Genomic DNA, 17,147 nt, shown 5'->3' on the forward strand with positions numbered 1-17,147 from the left:
GACGGCGCGCCGCGTGACGGGCGAAAGACGTATTTTCCTCGATGTCAGGCAGTCGGCCACTGGTGTCTCCTGGGAGCACCGGTTGACCGAACGGCAGGACATGACCGCGCTCGCCATAGCGCAAGGCCACGGCGTGCCTGACATCGTCGCGCGCGTTCTTGCCGGGCGCGGCGTGAGTGCCGAGCAGACCGAGCGGTTCCTCGATCCGACCATCCGCGACCTTTTGCCGGACCCGGCTTCGCTGACCGACATGGACAAGGCCGCCGCGCGCATCGCCGGCGCCATCATGGCCAGGGAGAAGGTGGCGGTCTTCGGCGACTACGATGTCGACGGCGCGGCCTCGTCGGCGCTGCTCAAGCGGTTCCTCTCGCATTTCTCGGTGCCGTCGGAGATCTACATACCGGACCGCATCTTCGAGGGTTACGGTCCCAATCCGGAAGCCATGCGCGAGCTCGTATCGCGCGGCGCGACGCTGATCGTCACCGTCGATTGCGGCACCAACAGCGCCGTCTCCATCGATGCGGCGAGGCAGGCCGGCGCCGATGTCGTGGTGCTCGATCACCATCAGGTCGGCGGGCCATTGCCGGCGGCAAATGCGGTCGTCAATCCCAATCGCGAGGACGATCTTTCGGGCCAGGGCCATCTTTGTGCGGCGGGTGTCGTCTTCCTCACCCTGGTGCAGACGGCGAGGGTCCTGCGCGGCCTGCTACCGGACGCGGCGCCGCCGGACCTGCTTGCCTTGCTCGATCTCGTGGCGCTGGCCACCGTTTGCGATGTGGTGCCGCTCACCGGGGTCAACCGCGCCTTCGTGGTCAAGGGGCTGCAGATGGCGCGCCAGCAGCGCAACGAGGGGCTGGCGGCGCTGGCGCGGGTCTCGCGCATCGGCGAGCCGGTCAGCACCTTCCACCTTGCCTATCTGATCGGCCCGCGCATCAATGCCGGTGGGCGCATCGGCGATGCAGCACTTGGCAGCCGTCTGCTGGCGACCGACGATCCGGTCGAGGCCGGCGCCATCGCCGAGACGCTCGACCGGCTCAATCAGGAGCGGCAGTTGATGGAGCAGGAGATGCTGGCGGCGGCGCGCGTCGAGGCCGATGCCGAGCTTGCCGGCGGCAGCGGCCCGGCCATTGTCGTCACCGCCAGCTCCAATTGGCATCCCGGCATCGTCGGCCTGCTTGCCTCACGGCTCAAGGACCATGCGCGCCGGCCCGCCTTCGCCATCGCCTTCAACGCCAATGGCGTCGGCACGGGTTCGGGCCGCTCGGTGTCGGGCTTCGACCTGGGACGGTTGGTCCGCGAGGCGGCCGACGCCGGGCTGATCGTCAAGGGCGGTGGTCACGGCATGGCCGCCGGCATCACCGTGGAGCGGGCAAAACTCGGCGTGCTCAGGGCGTTCTTCGAGGAACGCGCGGCGGCGGACGTGTTCCGGCTGCAGGGCGAGGAAAGCCTGGCCATCGACGGTGCCCTGTCCGCCGAGGGCGCGACGCTCGACCTGCTCGACGCGCTGGAGAAGGCGGGTCCGTACGGAGCAGGGCATGTCGCGCCGGTCTTTGCGCTGCCGCGCCACCGGCTGGTCGATGCACGAGCGGTCGGCACCAATCACATCCGCGCCGAATTGCAGTCGGAAAGCGGCGGCCGCATCCAGGCGATCGCCTTTCGCGCCGTCGATACCGCACTCGGCGAATTCCTGTTCAAGAACAGGGGCAAGACGGTGCATGTCGCCGGTTCGCTGTCGGGCAATCACTGGAACGGCAACCGCACGGTGCAGTTCCGCATCATCGATGCCGCGCGTGCCTGAGTGTTTTGCCTGAACGTGATCTTTCCGAAAACCGGCGCCCGCTTTTCGCTCGCGCGGACCTGCGGTCCGGGATCCCGGTTTTAGGCCAGAACGGTCTGCAGCCTGGTCAGTTCCTCGATTTGACTCATCGTCGTCTGATAGCCGATGCGGATCGCCTCGTCGGCGCGGTGGAATTCGGTCAGGCCGATATGGCTGAGCTTAGGCTGCAGCGACATGTCGGGCGGATCACCGGCAAGCCGCGCGCGCGAAATGCGGTCCTGGATGATGTTGAAGGCTTCGACCATGACGCCGGTGATGCCGAGCCGGGACTGGTACCCGCTGTCGACCTGGCCGGCTCCCGGCGCATCCTTCTCGACGACCAGTTCGCCGGCACTGTGCTTGATGACGGCGGCGCGGCCGAACAGATCGTAGTGAAGATTGACCGCGACGACGAGCGGCTGCTCATAGGCACGGCAGACCGAGACCGGCACCGGATTGACCAGCGCGCCGTCGACCAGAACGCGCCCGTTGCAATTGACCGGTTCGAACACGCCGGGCAAGGCGTAGGAAGCGCGCATGGCCGTGGTCAGCGAACCGCTCGACAGCCAGATTTCATGGCCGGTGCGGATCTCCGAGGTGACGCAGACGAATGGCTTCGGCAAATCCTCGAAACGAACCCCGGCAATGTGCTCGCGCAGCCTTGCATCGAGCTTCATGCCGCCGAACAGGCCGCTGCCGCGCAGATTGAGATCGAGGAGACCAAAGATGCGCCGTCTGGTCAGGCTTCGGGCGAATTCTTCCAGCGCGTCCAGCTTGCCTGAGAGATAGCAGCCGCCGACCAGCGCGCCGATCGACGTGCCGGCGATCATCGACACTTCGATGCCAGCCTCGTCGAGCGCGCGCAACACGCCGATATGGGCCCAGCCGCGCGCGCAGCCGCCGCCCAACGCCAATGAAATGCCGGTTCTCCTGGCGGGCTTCGTTTCGGATGCTCCGCCGGACGAGGAGGGACCGTTGGCTTCCCTGACATCCGGTCTGTTGCGCAATGACGCCCATTCGAGCATCACAATCTCCCTTGTCCCACTGCTAATATAGAGGCGGGCCGTATCGAAATCATGAATATACGTGACGGCAAGGCAGCGAATGGTTCATATGGATGGTTCATTTGGGCTTTCGATACGTTTTTTCCGCATCGAACAGCGGCTTGCTGCCGTCGCTGGCAAGCGTCCCCTTGCCGTCGATCAACCCCACCGTCCGATAAAAGCAGGAACGCCGGCCAGTGTGACAAGTTGCGTCGTGGCCCAACACTTTGACGCGCAACCATATCGCGTCCTGGTCACAATCCGTGAGCATCTCGACGACATTCTGGACATTGCCGGAGGTTTCGCCCTTCTTCCACAGCGCCTTGCGCGAGCGCGACCAGTAATGAGCGATGCCGGTTTCGAGCGTCAGCGCCAGCGCCTCGGCGTTCATGTGCGCGACCATCAGCAGCATGCCGTCTTCGGCATCGGTGACGACGACGGTGACGAGGCCATGGGCATCGAAGCGCGGCGAAAAGACCGCGCCTTCCTCCAGTGCCTTCTTGTCAGATGGAGCTTGCGGGAATTCCACTGCCGACATCGCCGGTCCTTGTTTTGTACAACCGGCGGGCGCTGATCAGGCGCCGCCGCGCACCATGGTGACGAATCGGACCTGCTCCTCGGGCGTATCCTTGAAGATGCCGGTGAAGGTCGAGGTCAGCGTGGTGGAACCCTGCTTGCGGATGCCGCGCATGGCCATGCACATATGCTCGGCCTCGAGCATGACGGCGACGCCGCGCGGATTGAGCACGTCCTGGATGACGCCGGCGATCTGCGCGGTCATCGCTTCCTGCGTCTGCAGGCGATGCGCGAAGATATCGACGACGCGCGCGATCTTGGACAGGCCGACAACCTTGCCGTCCGGCAGATAGCCGACATGCGCCTTGCCGATGATCGGCACCATGTGATGTTCGCAATGCGAGTGGAAGGTGATGTCCTTGACAATGACGAGGTCGTCATAGCCGGCGACTTCCTCGAAGGTGCGGCCGAGCTCATCGGCCGGGCACATGTCATAGCCGTTGAACATTTCGCGGAACGCCTTGGTGACGCGCTTCGGGGTGTCGATCAGGCCCTCGCGGTCCGGGTTGTCGCCGGTCCAGCGCAAAAGCGTGTGCACCGCAGCCTCGACCTCGGCTTCGCTCGGCCGGTCGGTAACCGGCTTTTCCATATAGGCGGACTGGGGCATGAGCTTCTTGATGACGGCATCCATTAAAGGCGTCTCCCGTAGTTCCTCTCCCGGGAGGAACGAGTTGAACGGACCACGACCTTTCGTGCTTGGAAAATCGCCCGGTTTCCAGCTCGCAAGCGGCGTGAACTGATTTGAGCAAAGACATGGCCCTTGGTTGCCTTGTCGATGCCCGACTGCCAGCATTATATATGGTCGTGCCGAGCGAATGAAAGACACATCAGCGGCAATCGCTGTTCGCTTGGCGGCGACAGATTGGAAAAATATGATCGACGACGTCTACAATGCGAAAATTCTGGGTTTTGCCGGAAACATCGCGCGGATCGGCCGGCTCGAACATCCCGATGCGACGGCGCGAGCGCATTCCAAACTGTGCGGCTCGACGGTGACCGTCGATCTGAAGATGGCTGACGGTATCGTCACCGATTTCGCGCATGACGTGAAGGCCTGTGCGCTCGGCCAGGCGTCCTCCTCGATCATGGCGGAGCATGTCGTCGGCGCCAGCGCGGATGAATTGCGCGGCGTTCGCGAGACGATGCTGAAGATGCTGAAGGAGAACGGCGCGCCGCCGCAAGGCCGTTTCGCCGACCTCAGATATCTGGAACCCGTGCGCGATTACAAGGCGCGCCACGCCTCGACCATGCTGACCTTCGATGCCGTGGTCGACGCTATCGGCCAGATCGAGAAGAAGCGGGCGGAACAGGCGGCCTAATCAGGTTCCGTTTCGGTCGGCCATGCGCGGAGTTCCTCGAAAAGCCAGTCTGCAAAAGTCTTTGCTGGCTGGCTGAGGCGTTGGAAATCAGCAGCGACAAGCCAATACGAGCCATAAGGCACTTCCATCTCAAATGGACGGATCAGGAGACCGGCTCGAAGATCGGCGCCGTTCAGGATGCGATCACCCAACGCGACGCCATGCCCGAGCTTCGCGGCCTGCATGGCAAGGGCTGCATCCGTAAACAATGGTCCTCTCTGAAGCGCGAGATCTGGAAGATCTACCGCCTGAAACCACCTCGCCCAGCCGTCGCGATTGTAGTCATGGAGCAACGTATAGTGGCGCAGGTCGGCAGGAGATGTCAGCGGGGCGCCAGACGCGAGCAATGCGGAAGTCAGGACTGGCGTCACCAGAACGTCGACCAAATGCCGCGCTTCAGTGCGTGGCCAGGACCGGGCGCTCGCTCCATAGCGAATTGCGATCTCTGCTTCGTGTCCGCGGAATTCGATAAGCCGGGATTCCGCATCGATCGAAATGTCGATATCGGGATGCCGTTCCCGAAACGAGTTGAGACGCTGTACCAGGAACTCGCCGGCAAAGGACGGTTCGACACTGACCGTTAATTGGCTCTGGGTTGGCTTGCTGACAATTTGCGACAGCCGACGGTCGATATCATCGAAACTGGCGGTCAGTTGAGCAAGGAGGGTTTGCCCCGCTTCCGTCAACTCGACCTTGCGATGAAGTCGCTCGAACAGCGGCTTGCCGATGAGCGTCTCCAGTTCCCTTATCTGGCGACTGATTGCTGCCTGCGAGACAAACAGCTCCTCGGCGGCGCGGCTGAAGCTCAGGTGCCGGCCGGCGGCCTCGAAACTTCTCAATGCCGTCAGTGGAAGCCGCCCACGCTTCATTCGCATAACCCAGAGTTATCTGAGGCGGAAATTATACTCGTTTGAGGACGAAGGCCAGCAGCGGTCTAATCGGCGTCAAAGGAGATACGGCCATGGGCGAATTTCTGGATATCTTCGGCGACGTGATGCGGATCGTGACGTTTCAGTACCAGCCGCCAAGACCGACGCGTATGGAGTCCGGTGGAAATTGGCGAACCGAAACAGGTTCGCCTCAGCGGACCCATCCGACGGGCCGCGCGTATCCGCGCCATCGTTGAATGCCGTCGAGGAGCCGAAGAGACATTGCTTTCCCCGGCCAATGTCCACATCTATCGACGACAGGAAGACGATCCGGATCGCGATGAGCAACGAGCATCAGCACGCACATGCTGCATTGGCCGCACGGCGCGGGCGCAACTGGCCCGGTCCGTGGCGCAAGACGCCGGGCCGTGTCCTCGGCACGTCGCTGGTTCGGCTCTATCAACTGACGCTGTCGGGTTTTGTCGGCAATTCGTGCCGGCACCTGCCAACCTGCTCCGAATACGCGCATGAGGCGATCGCCCGCCACGGCCTGTGGGCCGGCAGCTGGATGGGACTTTTCCGGGTGCTGCGCTGCGGGCCGTTCGGCACGCATGGCATCGATCGCGTGCCGGAGGCACTGGCCGATCGCTATCGCTGGTTCATGCCCTGGCGGTATTGGCAGATCGGTAGGAAGCCCGGCGAATCCGGGGTCTGACTGCATCCCCAGGATTTCAGCGCCGGCCGGGCTTTTACGATCTGGTAGGGTTAACATCAGCCTGCACAAAGACTGCGAATTTGAGACAAAATCGAGACAAGTCGCCTCGCTAAGCCGTTTCTGGTGTCCCCGCCAGGAAAGAGCTTTGCATGCGCCAGATAGACCGCCGTCCCTTCGTTTTTGCGATCGTTCTTTTTCTTCTGGCCTGGTTTCTTGGTTTCCCGATGCGGGCGCAGTCGGCGCCGCTCGGCGACGTCGAATGCACGCTGATCCAGGATGCGGTGAGCGGCGAGACGCTCTACCGGGACGGCGTTTGCGACCAGCGCTTCAGCCCGGCGTCGACCTTCAAAGTGCCGTTAGCCCTCATTGGCTATGACTCCGGCATTCTGAGCGCCGAGCACACGCCAAGCTGGGACTACAAGCCCGAGTTCAAGGCGGTGAAGCGGGACCGGAAAACCGTCGACCCCACGATCTGGGAGCGCGATTCCGTCCTCTGGTATTCCCGTGAAATCACGCGCCGGCTCGGAGCCGAGCGCTTTGCCGGATATGTGACGAAGTTCGGCTATGGCAACATGGATGTCTCCGGCAACGCCGGCAAGAATGACAGCCTCACAAATTCCTGGGTGAATTCCTCGCTCGAAATATCGCCTGTCGAGCAGATCGCTTTCCTGCGCCGGCTGCTTGCCGGCAAAATGCCGGTTTCGGTCAGGGCGCATCAGATGGCCAAAGCGATCATTCCGAGCTTCCAGACGGACGGCTGGACCGTGCAGGGCAAGACCGGGAGCACCAGGCTCGGTAGTGGTGGCGCGGACAGACGCTCGCTTGGCTGGTTCGTCGGCTGGGCTGAGAAGGACGACCGCCGGATCGTGTTTGCCCGGCTCCTCGTTGATACGAAGCGGACCGACATGCCGAAGGGCCTAGCGACGCGCGCAGCGTTCTTGAAAGAGCTGCCTGGCTTCATCAAATAGGCGGAACGGGCGCTTTACGGCGTCGGAATCTACCCCTAAAAGGCTGCCGCCACCGGACGCATCCGGCATTTACCTTATGCATGTCGTTACCCCAAAACCGCTTTGCACTTTTGGGCGACATGCATTTCACCACCCGCGCTCGTTTGCGGGACTGGATAGGAGAAGAACGTGCTGAATTCCGTTTCCCTGACATTTCCCGATGGCTCCGTCCGCGACTATGACGCGGCGATGACCGGCGCCGGCCTGGCGGAATCGATCTCGAAGTCGCTGGCCAAGAAGGCCGTCGCCTATTCGATCGACGGCGTCATGCGCGATCTCGGTGACCCGCTCGGCAAGTCCGGCAAGGTCGAGATCATCACCCGCGAGGATTCGCGCGCGCTTGAACTCATCCGCCACGACGCTGCGCATGTGTTGGCCGAAGCCGTGCAGGAACTTTGGCCGGGAACGCAGGTGACCATCGGGCCGGTGATCGAGAACGGGTTCTACTACGACTTTGCCCGCAACGAACCGTTCACGCCTGACGATTTCCCGGTGATCGAGAAGAAGATGCGCGAGATCATCCAGCGCAACAAGCCGTTCACCAAGGAAATCTGGTCTCGTGACAAGGCGAAGAAGGTGTTCGCCGACAAGGGCGAGCGCTACAAGCTGGAGCTGATCGACGCCATTCCCGAAGACCAGGATCTCAAGATCTATGCCCAAGGCGACTGGTTCGACCTCTGCCGCGGCCCGCATATGGCCTCTACCGGGCAGATTGGCAACGCCTTCAAGCTGATGAAGGTGGCTGGCGCCTATTGGCGCGGCGACAGCAACAACCCGATGCTGACGCGCATCTACGGCACGGCCTGGGCCGACCAGGCGCAGCTCGATGCCTATCAGACGATGCTGGAGGAAGCCGAGAAGCGCGACCACAGGAAGCTTGGCCGCGAGATGGACCTGTTCCACTTCCAGGAAGAGGGGCCGGGCGTCGTCTTCTGGCACGCCAAGGGCTGGAAGATGTTCCAGAACCTGGTCAACTACATGCGCCGCCGGCTTGACGAGCAGGGCTATCAGGAGGTTAACGCGCCGCAGGTCCTGGACAAGAGCCTGTGGGAGACGTCGGGCCACTGGGGCTGGTACCGCGACGCCATGTTCAAGGTGACCGTCGCTGGCGACGATACCGACGACGACCGGGTCTTCGCGCTGAAACCGATGAACTGCCCGGGCCACGTGCAGATATTCAAGCACGGGTTGAAATCCTACCGCGATCTGCCGGTAAAGCTTGCGGAATTCGGCAATGTGCATCGCTACGAGCCGTCCGGCGCGCTGCATGGGCTGATGCGCGTGCGCGGCTTCACGCAGGACGACGCGCATATCTTCTGCACCGAAGAGCAACTGGCCTCGGAATGCCTGCGCATCAACGATCTGATCCTGTCGACCTATGCCGATTTCGGGTTCGACGAGATCAGCGTGAAATTGTCGACGCGCCCGGACAAGCGAGTCGGCACCGACGAGGCATGGGATCATGCCGAGGCGATCATGGGCAGTGTGCTGGAGACGATCCGCACACAGTCCGGCAATCGCATCAAGACTTCTATCAATCCGGGCGAGGGCGCCTTCTACGGCCCTAAATTCGAATATGTGCTGAAGGATGCTATCGGCCGCGAATGGCAATGCGGCACCACGCAGGTCGACTTCAACCTGCCGGAACGGTTCGGCGCCTTCTACATCGGTTCGGATTCGGAGAAGAAACAGCCCGTCATGGTGCACCGCGCCATCTGCGGCTCGATGGAGCGCTTCCTCGGCATCCTGATCGAGAACTATTCCGGTCATTTCCCGCTGTGGTTCGCGCCATTGCAGGTTGTGGTGGCGACGATCACCTCCGATGCCGATGACTACGCCCAAAAGGTCGTTGCGCAGCTGAAGGCGGCGGGTCTCCAGGCGGAAGCCGATCTGCGCAACGAGAAAATCAACTACAAGGTCCGCGAGCACAGCCTGGCCAAAGTCCCTGTCATCCTCGTCTGCGGCAAGCGCGAGGCCGAGGAAGCGACGGTCAACATCCGCCGCCTGGGTTCGCGCGATCAGGAATCGCTTGGTCTCGTCGAAGCCGTGAAGCTGCTTTCCGATGAGGCGGTCACGCCCGACCGCAGACGCCGCGCGGCCTGATCTCCTCACAGTCACAACGAAATGGCGGTGGAGCGATCCACCGCCATTTTCACATCCCTGTCACGGCGTGAGTTTAAAAAGCCGCAATGCTGAAGCTGAGACCGCGCGAAAGACCGTTTCCCGAACTTTCCTATGCCAGCCCGCATCAGCCGGCATTGACGCGCTGGTTCATCCATTCGATCGAAGGCCTGTCCGGGCGCGACCGCTATGCTGCGCTCTACGATTTCTGGCGCCGTCACGTGGTGCCAACCGGCGAGCGCGTGTTCAGCCGCATGCTGGAACTGATCGACGTCCGGGTGCGGACCGCCGATCAGTGGCCGCCGGCTAGGCTGCCCGACACGCCGTTGGTGATCGTCGCCAACCATCCGTTTGGCATCGGCGACGGCATAGCCGTGCTCTCGCTGGCCGAGCAGCTTAGGCGCCCGTTTCGTGTCATGATCCACAAGGATCTGCTCAAGATCAGCGAGATGGAGCCCTATTCGCTGCCGATCGACTTTTCCGAAACCAAGGATGCGCTCAAGAACAATATGGCGGTGCGCCATGAGGCGGTGCGGCTGCTGAAAGAGGGCGTTACCATCGTCGTCTTTCCAGCCGGCGGCGTCGCCACCGCGCCGAAGGGGTTCGGCCGGGCGCGCGACCTGCCATGGAAGATGTTTCCGGCCCGTCTCGTCCAGGATGCCAGGGCCTCGGTCATTCCGATGCATTTTTCCGGTCAGAACGGTCGGCTGTTCCATCTGGTTAGCGGCCCGATGAACATGGCCGAGCGTGACGGCCGCGTGGCGAAGTTCGTCGGCAAGGCCTCGCTGACGCTGCGCACGTCGCTGCTCATCCGTGAATTCGCGCGCCTCTCCGGCAAGTCGATCGACGTGCGCGTCGGCGACGCGCTGACTTGGGAAGAGCTGGAGCCTCTGCGCGACCGCAAGATGCTGCTCGACCGTCTCTATCGCGGCGTGTTCGATCTGGCGCCGGTCGAAGCGCGGCGGAAGAAGCTTCCGTTCCTGCCGGGGCGGACGAAGCTCGCGGCCTGAGTTGCAACTTTGCGATTCAACGAAAAGCGGAATCGCCTCAGTCCGCGCCTTCCTCGGGATCGATCGCCGAGGCATCCGAGGCCAGGACCTCGATTTCCTTGTTCTGTCCGGCCACGACCGTAAAATCCTTCTGGTAGATACGGTCGCGATTCTTGGCGATGATGGTGTAGTCGCCCTCGGCCAACACCATCGAGGCAAAGGCGCCGACGGTTTCCTTGATAGGGTCGCCGGATTCATTGAGCAGCGACCATGAGGTGTCGGCGATCGCCTCGCCGCCGGCCTCGCGCACCAGCTTCATCGTCATCTCTGCCGCGCGATGCTCGACGGTCGCTTCGGTCAGCTTGCCGGCCTCGACGCGGATGTCGGAGCGAATGACCGCATTCACAGCGCCATAGGTCGAAACGACATGGTAGACGCCGGCGTTGAGCCGCACGACGCTGTTCGGCTCGACGTCGGGGATGATCAGCGCACGGTCGCCATTGGCTTCGGCATGGTCCTCGTAAATCGAAAAGCGCAGCTTTTTCGGCGGGATGCGCGCTCCGCCCGACAGCACGGCGTCGAGCTTGAGGCCGCCGGCATCAAGCACCAGGCTCTCGCGCTTGGCGTCCTTGCCGACGGTGATGCGCTTGGTGGCGCCGGCCCGACCATAGGAGGCATGGACCAGATAGCTGCCGGGCTCGAGCTGAAACACGGCGGTGCCGCCATGGGCGGAAGCGACCATCGGCAGCTTGCCGTCGCTTGCTGTTTCAGGCTTGAAGACACGCCAGACGATGCCGCGCGTGATGTCGGCGCCCTTGTCGGTCAGTTGCGCCGACAGCGTGATCGCGCCGCTGCTTCCCAAAGCCAGCGATGTCTCGCTTTTCGGCCTCGCGTAGCTGGAAATCCCGGGAAGCTTCAGATTGCCAATGCCGTCCGCATCCTGCGCGATGGCGGATGCAGCCGGCACCATGAACAGGGCCACACCGAGCCAGACCAGGAAAAGACGCAGCATCCCCTCAAACATGCCTTGCGTTGAAGCCCAAGGCGGTGGCAATTTCAAGGCTTAAGAGTCCGGATCGCTTCTGCTGGGCCATGTTTCGGTCTAAAGGATTCTTTCATCCGGCGCGTCCGCGCCACTGCCCAAGCCGCCCGATGTCGCGATGGCGTGCTTCAGCTCAAATTCCAGGAGACTTGCACCCATGGCGTCGCCGATCATCGACTTTCTGCTGACCCGAAACTCCGCGCCGATTCCGGAGTTGAAGGAGCCGGCGCCCAGCGAGGCCGACATCGCGACAATGATTGCCGCTGCTACACGGGTGCCGGATCATGGCCGGCTGGAACCCTGGCGCTTCATCCTCTACCGGGGCGAGGCCCGCATCGAGATCGGCAAGAAACTGGCGGCCCTTGCCGAACAGCGCGAGGGGCCGCTGCCCGAAGGCCGCCGCAACCAGGAACTGGCGCGCTTTTCGCGCGCGCCGCTGGTGATCGGCGTGGTGTCGAGCCCGAAGGAGAACCCGAAAATCCCGCAATGGGAAATGTTCCTGTCCGGCGGCATGGCGGCGATGAACCTGATGATATCGGCCAATGCGCTGGGCTACGGCACCAATATGATCAGCAACTGGTATTCAGACGTGCCCGAGGGCAGGGCGTTGCTGGGGCTGGCGCCGCATGAGCTCGTTGTCGGCTTTGTCCATATCGGCTCCTATCAAGGGCCAGCGCCGGAGCGGCCGCGCCCGGATGCGGCGAAACTCTATGCCGACTATCAGGGACCCTGGGTGGAATAGAGATGTTCTACGAGCCGTCGAAAGGGCACGGGCTGCCGGATGATCCGTCCAAGGCGATCGTGGCGCCGCGCCCGATCGGCTGGATCTCGACAGTGGATAGGCAAGGCAGGATCAATCTCGCGCCCTATTCCTTCTTCAACGCCTTTTCGACCCGGCCCTTCCTTGTCTGGTTCTCGTCCGAAGGCGAGAAGGACAGCGCCACCTTTGCCGAGGAAACGGGCGAGTTCGTCGCCAATCTGGTCAGTCGCGAGTTGGCGGAGAAAATGAACCGGACGGCTGTCGACGCGCCGCGCGGCATCAGCGAATTCGGCTATGCCGATCTGGCCATGGCGCCGTCGCGCCTTGTCGCGCCGCCGCGCGTGGCGGCAGCGCCCGCGGCGCTCGAATGCCGGGTGACCGAGATCCTTCGCCCGAAAGCGCTGGACGGAACATCGACAGGCGCCGTGGTGGTTGCCGGCGAAGTCGTCGGCGTCCATATCGACGACGCTTTCCTGAACGACGGCAGGTTCGATATCGTCAAGGCGGGCAATGTCGGCCGTCTCGGCTATATGGACTATTCGAGCGTCAACGAGATCTTCTCGATGCGCCGGCCCCGGTGGGGAAAAGAATAGCGCTGGAGGGAAAGGATCAGGCCAAAACGCCAGCCGCCCTGGCTCGTGCCAGAAGCCGTTCGGCGAGCCGAAGATGTGGCCGGTCGTACATCTTGCCATCGATGCCGACGACACCGGGGTTTCCCGCCGCCTCAAATGCGGCAACCAGGGCAGCGGAATGCTGAACGGCCTCAGTCGATGGCGTGAAGGCGGCGTTGATGACCGGCACCTGCGCCGGATGGATCGCCATCTTGCCGGTGAAACCGTCGCGCTCGGCCTCGGCGCATTCGGCCTCCAAGGCGGCCATGTCGCGAAAACCGGGGAAGACCGTGTCGATCGCGGCGACCTCCGCCGCACCCGCGGCAAGGGTGGTCATGGTTCGGGCAAAGCGGAACAGATCGGTGTAGCGGCCATTGTCGTCGCGCGCCGTGCGGGCACCGATCGCCGCCGACAGATCCTCCGCCCCCCAGGTGATGCCGGCAAGCCGCGCGCTGACCTTGGCGTAGGTCGCGGCCGCCAGCACGCCTGCCGCCGTTTCTGTGATGATCGGCAGAATTCTTATCGCGCCGTCCGGCAGGCCGCTTTCGGCTTCGTGCACCCTCAGTTTTGCCGAAAGCTGCTGGACATCCTCACCGCCGTTCGACTTCGGCAGCATGATGCCGTCGGGTTTGGCCGGAACAAGTGCCGCGAGATCGTCGTCGGTCAGCCCGCTCGACAGATCGTTGACCCGGACATAGATCGCCGCCGTGGCCTGATGCCGATGGGCGGCAATGAAGCGCGCCGCGATGTCGCGCGCCGCCGGCTTGTTCCCGGACGCCACGGAATCCTCGAGGTCGACGATGACCGCGTCGGCGCCAGCGCCAAACCCCTTCTCCAGCTTCTTTTCCGAATCGCCGGGAACGAAGAGCAGCGAACGCATGGTTCAGGCCGCCTTCTTCATCATCATCGCCTGCCTCAGGCACTTAGCGACGAGCACGTCATTCTGGTTGTAGGCGCGGTGTTCGAACTCGACGATGCCGCGGTCCGGCTTCGATTTCGATTCCCGCGCCGAGATCACGGTGGTCTCGACGCGGATGGTGTCGCCATGGAAGACCGGATGTGGAAACACCGTCTCCTTCATGCCGAGATTGGCAATGGTGGTGCCGACAGTGATGTCGTTCACCGAAATGCCGATCATCAAGCCCAGCGTGAACAGCGAATTGACCAGCGGCTTGCCCCATTCGCTCTTGGCGGCGAAGTCGAAATCGATATGCAGCGGCTGTGGATTCAGCGTCATCACCGAAAACAGCATGTTGTCGCTTTCGGTGACGGTCTTGCGCAGCGTGTGCTGGAAGACACGGCCGACGACGAATTCTTCCAGATAAAGGCCGGCCATGTGTCTATCTCCTCCACTGCTCAGGGGTTGATAGGCGCTGCAAACCAAGCTCGCAAGCCAGTTAACAAACATGGTGAACCGTTCGTAAACCATTTCTGCCTACGGTCTACCCAAGGGCGGGAACGGACTCGGGCTGGGGGCGCAGCGGACGGCATGGTTGTTTCGCATTTCCTGAAATGGATTGACACCGCGCGGGTCTCGGAACGCGCTGCGGCAGCCAGCGCGCTGGCCCGCGCCTATATCAATTCCGATCTGCCTTTCGAGGATCGTTGCGCCGCCGAGGCCGCGCTGACGTTGCTGCTCGACGACGCCTCGTCGAAGGTGCGATTGGCGATTGCCGAGGCGCTGTCGATGAGCCACCACGCGCCGCTGCAGATCATCAGCGCGCTGGCGTCCGACCAGCCGGAAGTGGCCAGCCTGGTGCTGGCGCGTTCGCCGCTGCTCACCGATGCCGATTTGATCGACCGGGTCGCGAGCGGCCAGAAGGCGACGCAGAAATTGATCGCCGACCGGCCTGTCGTCTCGATGGCGGTGGCGGCGGCAGTCGCCGAGATCGGCGAACCGGAAGCCTGCGCCACGCTGCTCGCCAATAGCGGCGCCGACATCGCTTCGCTCAGCTTTCGCCGCATGGTCGAGCGGCATGGTCATTTGCCTCAGATGCGCGAAGCGCTGATATCGGATGCACGGCTACCGGCCGACTGCCGGCATATGCTGCTGATAAAACTTGGTGAAACCCTCAAGGGGTCGCCGTTGGTGCTGGCGCTGATGGGCTCGGCAAGAGCTGAACGCGTCATGCGCGACGCCTGCGTCAGGGCTTCGGTGACGCTGATCGAAGGCACGCGCCAGGAAGAGCACGCAGCCCTGATCGAGCACCTGCGCCTGCGTGGCGACCTGACGGCAAGCTTCCTCATTCGCACCATCGCGCATGGCAAGGTCGATTTCTTCGGCTCGGCGCTGGTTGCGCTCAGCCAGCAGTCCGAACAACGGGTGAGGGCGCTGCTGGCCGGTGGGCATGATGTGGCTTTGCAGGCGCTGTTTCGCAGCGCAGGACTTGCCGCGGCAATCCACGCCATTATCCTGCGCGCGCTGAAGGTCTGGCGCGAGGTTGCCAATGGCAAGCGCATCGCCGGCGTGCAGGAGGTCAGCTGGCTGATGCTGAAGGAACTCGGCGGGCAGTCGGCGCAAGGCGATCTTGCCGGGTTGGTGAAGTCGATCCATCTCGACGCACTGCGCGAAAACGCGCGCGGCCATGCGCTGGCGATCGCGGCGGCCTAACGCCAAGTTCAATGGGATAGCTGGGTCGGTCGCGATTCCGCTGTGTTGTGAGCGCGAAAAATTACTATTATGTTTGGGCATGCGCCATTTTGCATCAAAGCGCCTCCGGGTTCCGGCCGAAATCAAGCCGTTGATCGACGAGATCAAGGTTCGCTTGAATCCCGATTCCATATGGCTATTCGGCAGCCGGGCGCGGGGTGACAATCGACCTGACAGCGACTGGGATATTCTCGTTGCCTTGCCTGACGACGCCAAACCGGAACTGCTCGACCCTCTCGTCGGCTGGATGATTCAGAACGAAGTCGGAATTCCCGCTACAATTCTCTCCACCACGTCGAGCGAATTGGCTGCAAGTTGGGATTCACGGAATACGATCGCATATGACGTTGCTCGGGACGGGCGTCGACTGGATGTCTGACCACCAGACCATTGCCAGCGCGCTTCGGTTGGCGAATGGGTGCATCAGGGATGCGCGTCTTCTGGCTGAAACCGGATCCCGTAATGCCGCCTATTTGGGCGAACAGGGGATCGAGCAGGTTATCCGGGCGCTGGCGACTTCGGAGGCCATTCACATCGAGCGTCACGATGCACATCAGCTCGACAAAATTGTAAGGCGATTTCCGGATGATCATGCGGAGAAAGCCGCATTGAAGTCGGTCGTTTGGCTGGAGGCTTACGCGACCACTTTTCGCTACACATTACCTTCGGGCCAGATACCTCGTACCCCCGACAAGGCAAAACTTCAGCAAGCCATCGACGACGTCGCCAACCTTATCTTGCGCGTCGCGAGACACTTCGGAGTAGATCTTGCCGATGAAACAAAGCCGGCCCAACTGGTCGCGCCAATGCGAAAGCCGCCTCGCGGGGAATGAAGCTGGCAATGACTAGAGGCGCTCGTTCGCAAAAAAATCGGGAAAATCCTCAAGCGCCGCGGCGATGATGCGCAACGAGGCCGCAACCTGCGGCATCTCGGCCGTGTCGCCGCGCTCGGCGATACCTGTCGCATATTGCCTTGCGACGGCAATCGTCGCCGTCCGCGCCGGCTGCTGCCGCTCACGAGCGGAACGGGAAGCTGGAGCGCGCAAGCCGCCAGTTTCGGCAGGATCAATCGGCTGGTCAGCGCGGCGCAGACGATGCCGAGCACGATTTCCGCGCAACGCGCCACGGCGAGATCGACGACAAGGCGGGGCTGTCCGAAAGCCGGCAGGCCGATGATCATCGCGGTATAGCCGGCAAGAGCCGCGCCATAGGCTTCCGGATTGCGCAGCAGCGACGAAACCAGCGTGCAAAGGCCAATCCAGATCGCCAGGATCGTGACCAGCAGCCAGGGATTGTCGCCAAAAAGGGTGGTGACGCCGATCGCCACCAGACCGCCGGCAAGCGTGCCGAGCAGCCGGTAAAAGCCCTTTGCCAGCACCATGCCGGCGACTGGCTGGGCGACGATGAAGACCGTCATCATTGCCCATTGCGGATGGTCGAGCTTGAGCGCGCGCAAAGAAGCGCGATCAACCCGGCCGATACGTGCGCAGGGCGAAAATCCAGTCCGACCGGGTCGGCCGCGTGAGGCTGGCGAGCCTTGCGGCGAGATCGCTGCGCAGCCAGTCCCAGGTCACATGCTCATCTCCGCAT

Annotated in this window: 19 protein-coding genes and 1 pseudogene; 12 read left to right on the plus strand and 8 right to left on the minus strand. The window is 62.7% G+C overall.

What is annotated here, in order from left to right:
- Nucleotides 1–13: 13 nt before the first annotated feature.
- Complete coding sequence (gene recJ, locus AC0L2H_RS12545) at nt 14–1,798, plus strand: single-stranded-DNA-specific exonuclease RecJ (protein ID WP_473590514.1); 1,785 nt, start codon at nt 14–16, stop codon at nt 1,796–1,798.
- Nucleotides 1,799–1,878: 80 nt separating this feature from the next.
- Here recJ and AC0L2H_RS12550 read toward each other — a convergent pair whose 3' ends face one another.
- The 3 genes from AC0L2H_RS12550 to folE form a co-directional block, all read right to left on the minus strand.
- Nucleotides 1,879–2,841 (minus strand): patatin family protein, encoded by a 963-nt coding sequence (locus AC0L2H_RS12550; protein ID WP_473590515.1) that lies wholly within the window; start codon nt 2,839–2,841, stop codon nt 1,879–1,881.
- A gap of 97 nt (nt 2,842–2,938) precedes the next feature.
- Nucleotides 2,939–3,397, minus strand: coding sequence for a phosphoribosyl-AMP cyclohydrolase (gene hisI / locus AC0L2H_RS12555; protein WP_473590516.1), 459 nt, complete (start codon nt 3,395–3,397; stop codon nt 2,939–2,941).
- A 36-nt stretch (nt 3,398–3,433) separates the two neighbouring features.
- Entirely contained in the window at nt 3,434–4,066 is a 633-nt protein-coding gene (gene folE, locus AC0L2H_RS12560; protein WP_107648015.1) for a GTP cyclohydrolase I FolE, read from the minus strand.
- 241 nt (nt 4,067–4,307) lie between these two features.
- Here folE and AC0L2H_RS12565 point away from each other — a divergent pair, with 241 nt between their 5' ends.
- Complete coding sequence (locus AC0L2H_RS12565; protein WP_473590517.1) at nt 4,308–4,754, plus strand: iron-sulfur cluster assembly scaffold protein; 447 nt, start codon at nt 4,308–4,310, stop codon at nt 4,752–4,754.
- Here the strand turns inward: AC0L2H_RS12565 and AC0L2H_RS12570 are convergent.
- Nucleotides 4,751–5,662: a LysR substrate-binding domain-containing protein gene (locus tag AC0L2H_RS12570; protein WP_473590518.1), complete on the minus strand. Its 912-nt coding sequence runs from the start codon at nt 5,660–5,662 to the stop codon at nt 4,751–4,753. The two genes, AC0L2H_RS12565 and AC0L2H_RS12570, sit on opposite strands and share 4 nt — an antisense overlap.
- 92 nt (nt 5,663–5,754) lie before the next feature.
- Here AC0L2H_RS12570 and AC0L2H_RS12575 point away from each other — a divergent pair, with 92 nt between their 5' ends.
- The 5 genes from AC0L2H_RS12575 to AC0L2H_RS12595 all read left to right on the plus strand — a co-directional run bounded on the left by AC0L2H_RS12575 (nt 5,755) and on the right by AC0L2H_RS12595 (nt 10,515).
- On the plus strand, nt 5,755–5,919 hold the full coding sequence (locus AC0L2H_RS12575; RefSeq protein WP_473590519.1) for a hypothetical protein: 165 nt from the start codon (nt 5,755–5,757) through the stop codon (nt 5,917–5,919).
- 83 nt (nt 5,920–6,002) lie between these two features.
- A complete protein-coding gene (gene yidD, locus AC0L2H_RS12580; protein ID WP_473590520.1) occupies nt 6,003–6,377 on the plus strand; it encodes a membrane protein insertion efficiency factor YidD in 375 nt (124 codons plus the stop codon).
- 149 nt (nt 6,378–6,526) lie between these two features.
- A complete protein-coding gene (blaOXA, locus tag AC0L2H_RS12585; RefSeq protein WP_473590521.1) occupies nt 6,527–7,345 on the plus strand; it encodes a class D beta-lactamase in 819 nt (272 codons plus the stop codon).
- A gap of 168 nt (nt 7,346–7,513) precedes the next feature.
- Complete coding sequence (thrS, locus tag AC0L2H_RS12590; protein WP_473590522.1) at nt 7,514–9,487, plus strand: threonine--tRNA ligase; 1,974 nt, start codon at nt 7,514–7,516, stop codon at nt 9,485–9,487.
- 86 nt (nt 9,488–9,573) lie between these two features.
- A complete protein-coding gene (locus AC0L2H_RS12595) occupies nt 9,574–10,515 on the plus strand; it encodes a lysophospholipid acyltransferase family protein (RefSeq protein WP_473590523.1) in 942 nt (313 codons plus the stop codon).
- Nucleotides 10,516–10,552: 37 nt separating this feature from the next.
- Here AC0L2H_RS12595 and AC0L2H_RS12600 read toward each other — a convergent pair whose 3' ends face one another.
- Nucleotides 10,553–11,518, minus strand: a complete 966-nt coding sequence (locus tag AC0L2H_RS12600) for a hypothetical protein (RefSeq protein WP_473590524.1) — start codon at nt 11,516–11,518, stop codon at nt 10,553–10,555.
- A 175-nt stretch (nt 11,519–11,693) separates the two neighbouring features.
- Between AC0L2H_RS12600 and AC0L2H_RS12605 the strand changes: the two genes are divergently transcribed.
- Together AC0L2H_RS12605 and AC0L2H_RS12610 are read left to right on the plus strand one after the other, a co-directional pair.
- On the plus strand, nt 11,694–12,278 hold the full coding sequence (locus tag AC0L2H_RS12605) for a nitroreductase family protein (protein ID WP_473590525.1): 585 nt from the start codon (nt 11,694–11,696) through the stop codon (nt 12,276–12,278).
- A 2-nt stretch (nt 12,279–12,280) separates the two neighbouring features.
- Nucleotides 12,281–12,889, plus strand: a complete 609-nt coding sequence (locus tag AC0L2H_RS12610; protein WP_473590526.1) for a flavin reductase family protein — start codon at nt 12,281–12,283, stop codon at nt 12,887–12,889.
- Between the two features lie 16 nt (nt 12,890–12,905).
- Here the strand turns inward: AC0L2H_RS12610 and AC0L2H_RS12615 are convergent, their stop codons facing one another.
- Together AC0L2H_RS12615 and AC0L2H_RS12620 are read right to left on the minus strand one after the other, a co-directional pair.
- Entirely contained in the window at nt 12,906–13,787 is an 882-nt protein-coding gene (locus AC0L2H_RS12615; protein WP_473590527.1) for an HpcH/HpaI aldolase/citrate lyase family protein, read from the minus strand.
- A gap of 3 nt (nt 13,788–13,790) precedes the next feature.
- Nucleotides 13,791–14,243 (minus strand): MaoC family dehydratase, encoded by a 453-nt coding sequence (locus AC0L2H_RS12620; RefSeq protein ID WP_473590528.1) that lies wholly within the window; start codon nt 14,241–14,243, stop codon nt 13,791–13,793.
- Nucleotides 14,244–14,396: 153 nt separating this feature from the next.
- Here AC0L2H_RS12620 and AC0L2H_RS12625 point away from each other — a divergent pair, with 153 nt between their 5' ends.
- The 3 genes from AC0L2H_RS12625 to AC0L2H_RS12635 all read left to right on the plus strand — a co-directional run bounded on the left by AC0L2H_RS12625 (nt 14,397) and on the right by AC0L2H_RS12635 (nt 16,390).
- On the plus strand, nt 14,397–15,518 hold the full coding sequence (locus AC0L2H_RS12625; RefSeq protein WP_473590529.1) for a DUF2336 domain-containing protein: 1,122 nt from the start codon (nt 14,397–14,399) through the stop codon (nt 15,516–15,518).
- 130 nt (nt 15,519–15,648) lie between these two features.
- Nucleotides 15,649–15,936: a nucleotidyltransferase family protein gene (locus AC0L2H_RS12630; protein ID WP_473590530.1), complete on the plus strand. Its 288-nt coding sequence runs from the start codon at nt 15,649–15,651 to the stop codon at nt 15,934–15,936.
- Nucleotides 15,929–16,390, plus strand: coding sequence for a hypothetical protein (locus tag AC0L2H_RS12635; protein WP_473590729.1), 462 nt, complete (start codon nt 15,929–15,931; stop codon nt 16,388–16,390). The genes AC0L2H_RS12630 and AC0L2H_RS12635 overlap by 8 nt, the downstream gene beginning before the upstream one ends.
- Nucleotides 16,391–16,593: 203 nt before the next feature.
- Here the strand turns inward: AC0L2H_RS12635 and AC0L2H_RS12640 are convergent.
- Nucleotides 16,594–17,131: pseudogene (locus AC0L2H_RS12640) on the minus strand (FUSC family protein); the annotation flags it as partial.
- Nucleotides 17,132–17,147: the final 16 nt, after the last annotated feature.

Source organism: Mesorhizobium sp. WSM4871, from assembly GCF_055811295.1.

Bases quoted from the DNA above. Each gene is read 5' to 3' on its own strand.
- AC0L2H_RS12550 (WP_473590515.1), bottom strand. From the start codon at position 2,841: ATGCTCGAATGGGCGTCATTGCGCAACAGACCGGATGTCAGGGAAGCC.
- hisI (WP_473590516.1), bottom strand. From the start codon at position 3,397: ATGTCGGCAGTGGAATTCCCGCAAGCTCCATCTGACAAGAAGGCACTG.
- folE (WP_107648015.1), bottom strand. From the start codon at position 4,066: ATGGATGCCGTCATCAAGAAGCTCATGCCCCAGTCCGCCTATATGGAA.
- AC0L2H_RS12565 (WP_473590517.1), top strand. From the start codon at position 4,308: ATGATCGACGACGTCTACAATGCGAAAATTCTGGGTTTTGCCGGAAAC.
- AC0L2H_RS12570 (WP_473590518.1), bottom strand. From the start codon at position 5,662: ATGAAGCGTGGGCGGCTTCCACTGACGGCATTGAGAAGTTTCGAGGCC.
- AC0L2H_RS12575 (WP_473590519.1), top strand. From the start codon at position 5,755: ATGGGCGAATTTCTGGATATCTTCGGCGACGTGATGCGGATCGTGACG.
- yidD (WP_473590520.1), top strand. From the start codon at position 6,003: ATGAGCAACGAGCATCAGCACGCACATGCTGCATTGGCCGCACGGCGC.
- blaOXA (WP_473590521.1), top strand. From the start codon at position 6,527: ATGCGCCAGATAGACCGCCGTCCCTTCGTTTTTGCGATCGTTCTTTTT.
- AC0L2H_RS12595 (WP_473590523.1), top strand. From the start codon at position 9,574: ATGCTGAAGCTGAGACCGCGCGAAAGACCGTTTCCCGAACTTTCCTAT.
- AC0L2H_RS12600 (WP_473590524.1), bottom strand. From the start codon at position 11,518: ATGTTTGAGGGGATGCTGCGTCTTTTCCTGGTCTGGCTCGGTGTGGCC.
- AC0L2H_RS12605 (WP_473590525.1), top strand. From the start codon at position 11,694: ATGGCGTCGCCGATCATCGACTTTCTGCTGACCCGAAACTCCGCGCCG.
- AC0L2H_RS12610 (WP_473590526.1), top strand. From the start codon at position 12,281: ATGTTCTACGAGCCGTCGAAAGGGCACGGGCTGCCGGATGATCCGTCC.
- AC0L2H_RS12615 (WP_473590527.1), bottom strand. From the start codon at position 13,787: ATGCGTTCGCTGCTCTTCGTTCCCGGCGATTCGGAAAAGAAGCTGGAG.
- AC0L2H_RS12620 (WP_473590528.1), bottom strand. From the start codon at position 14,243: ATGGCCGGCCTTTATCTGGAAGAATTCGTCGTCGGCCGTGTCTTCCAG.
- AC0L2H_RS12625 (WP_473590529.1), top strand. From the start codon at position 14,397: ATGGTTGTTTCGCATTTCCTGAAATGGATTGACACCGCGCGGGTCTCG.
- AC0L2H_RS12635 (WP_473590729.1), top strand. From the start codon at position 15,929: ATGTCTGACCACCAGACCATTGCCAGCGCGCTTCGGTTGGCGAATGGG.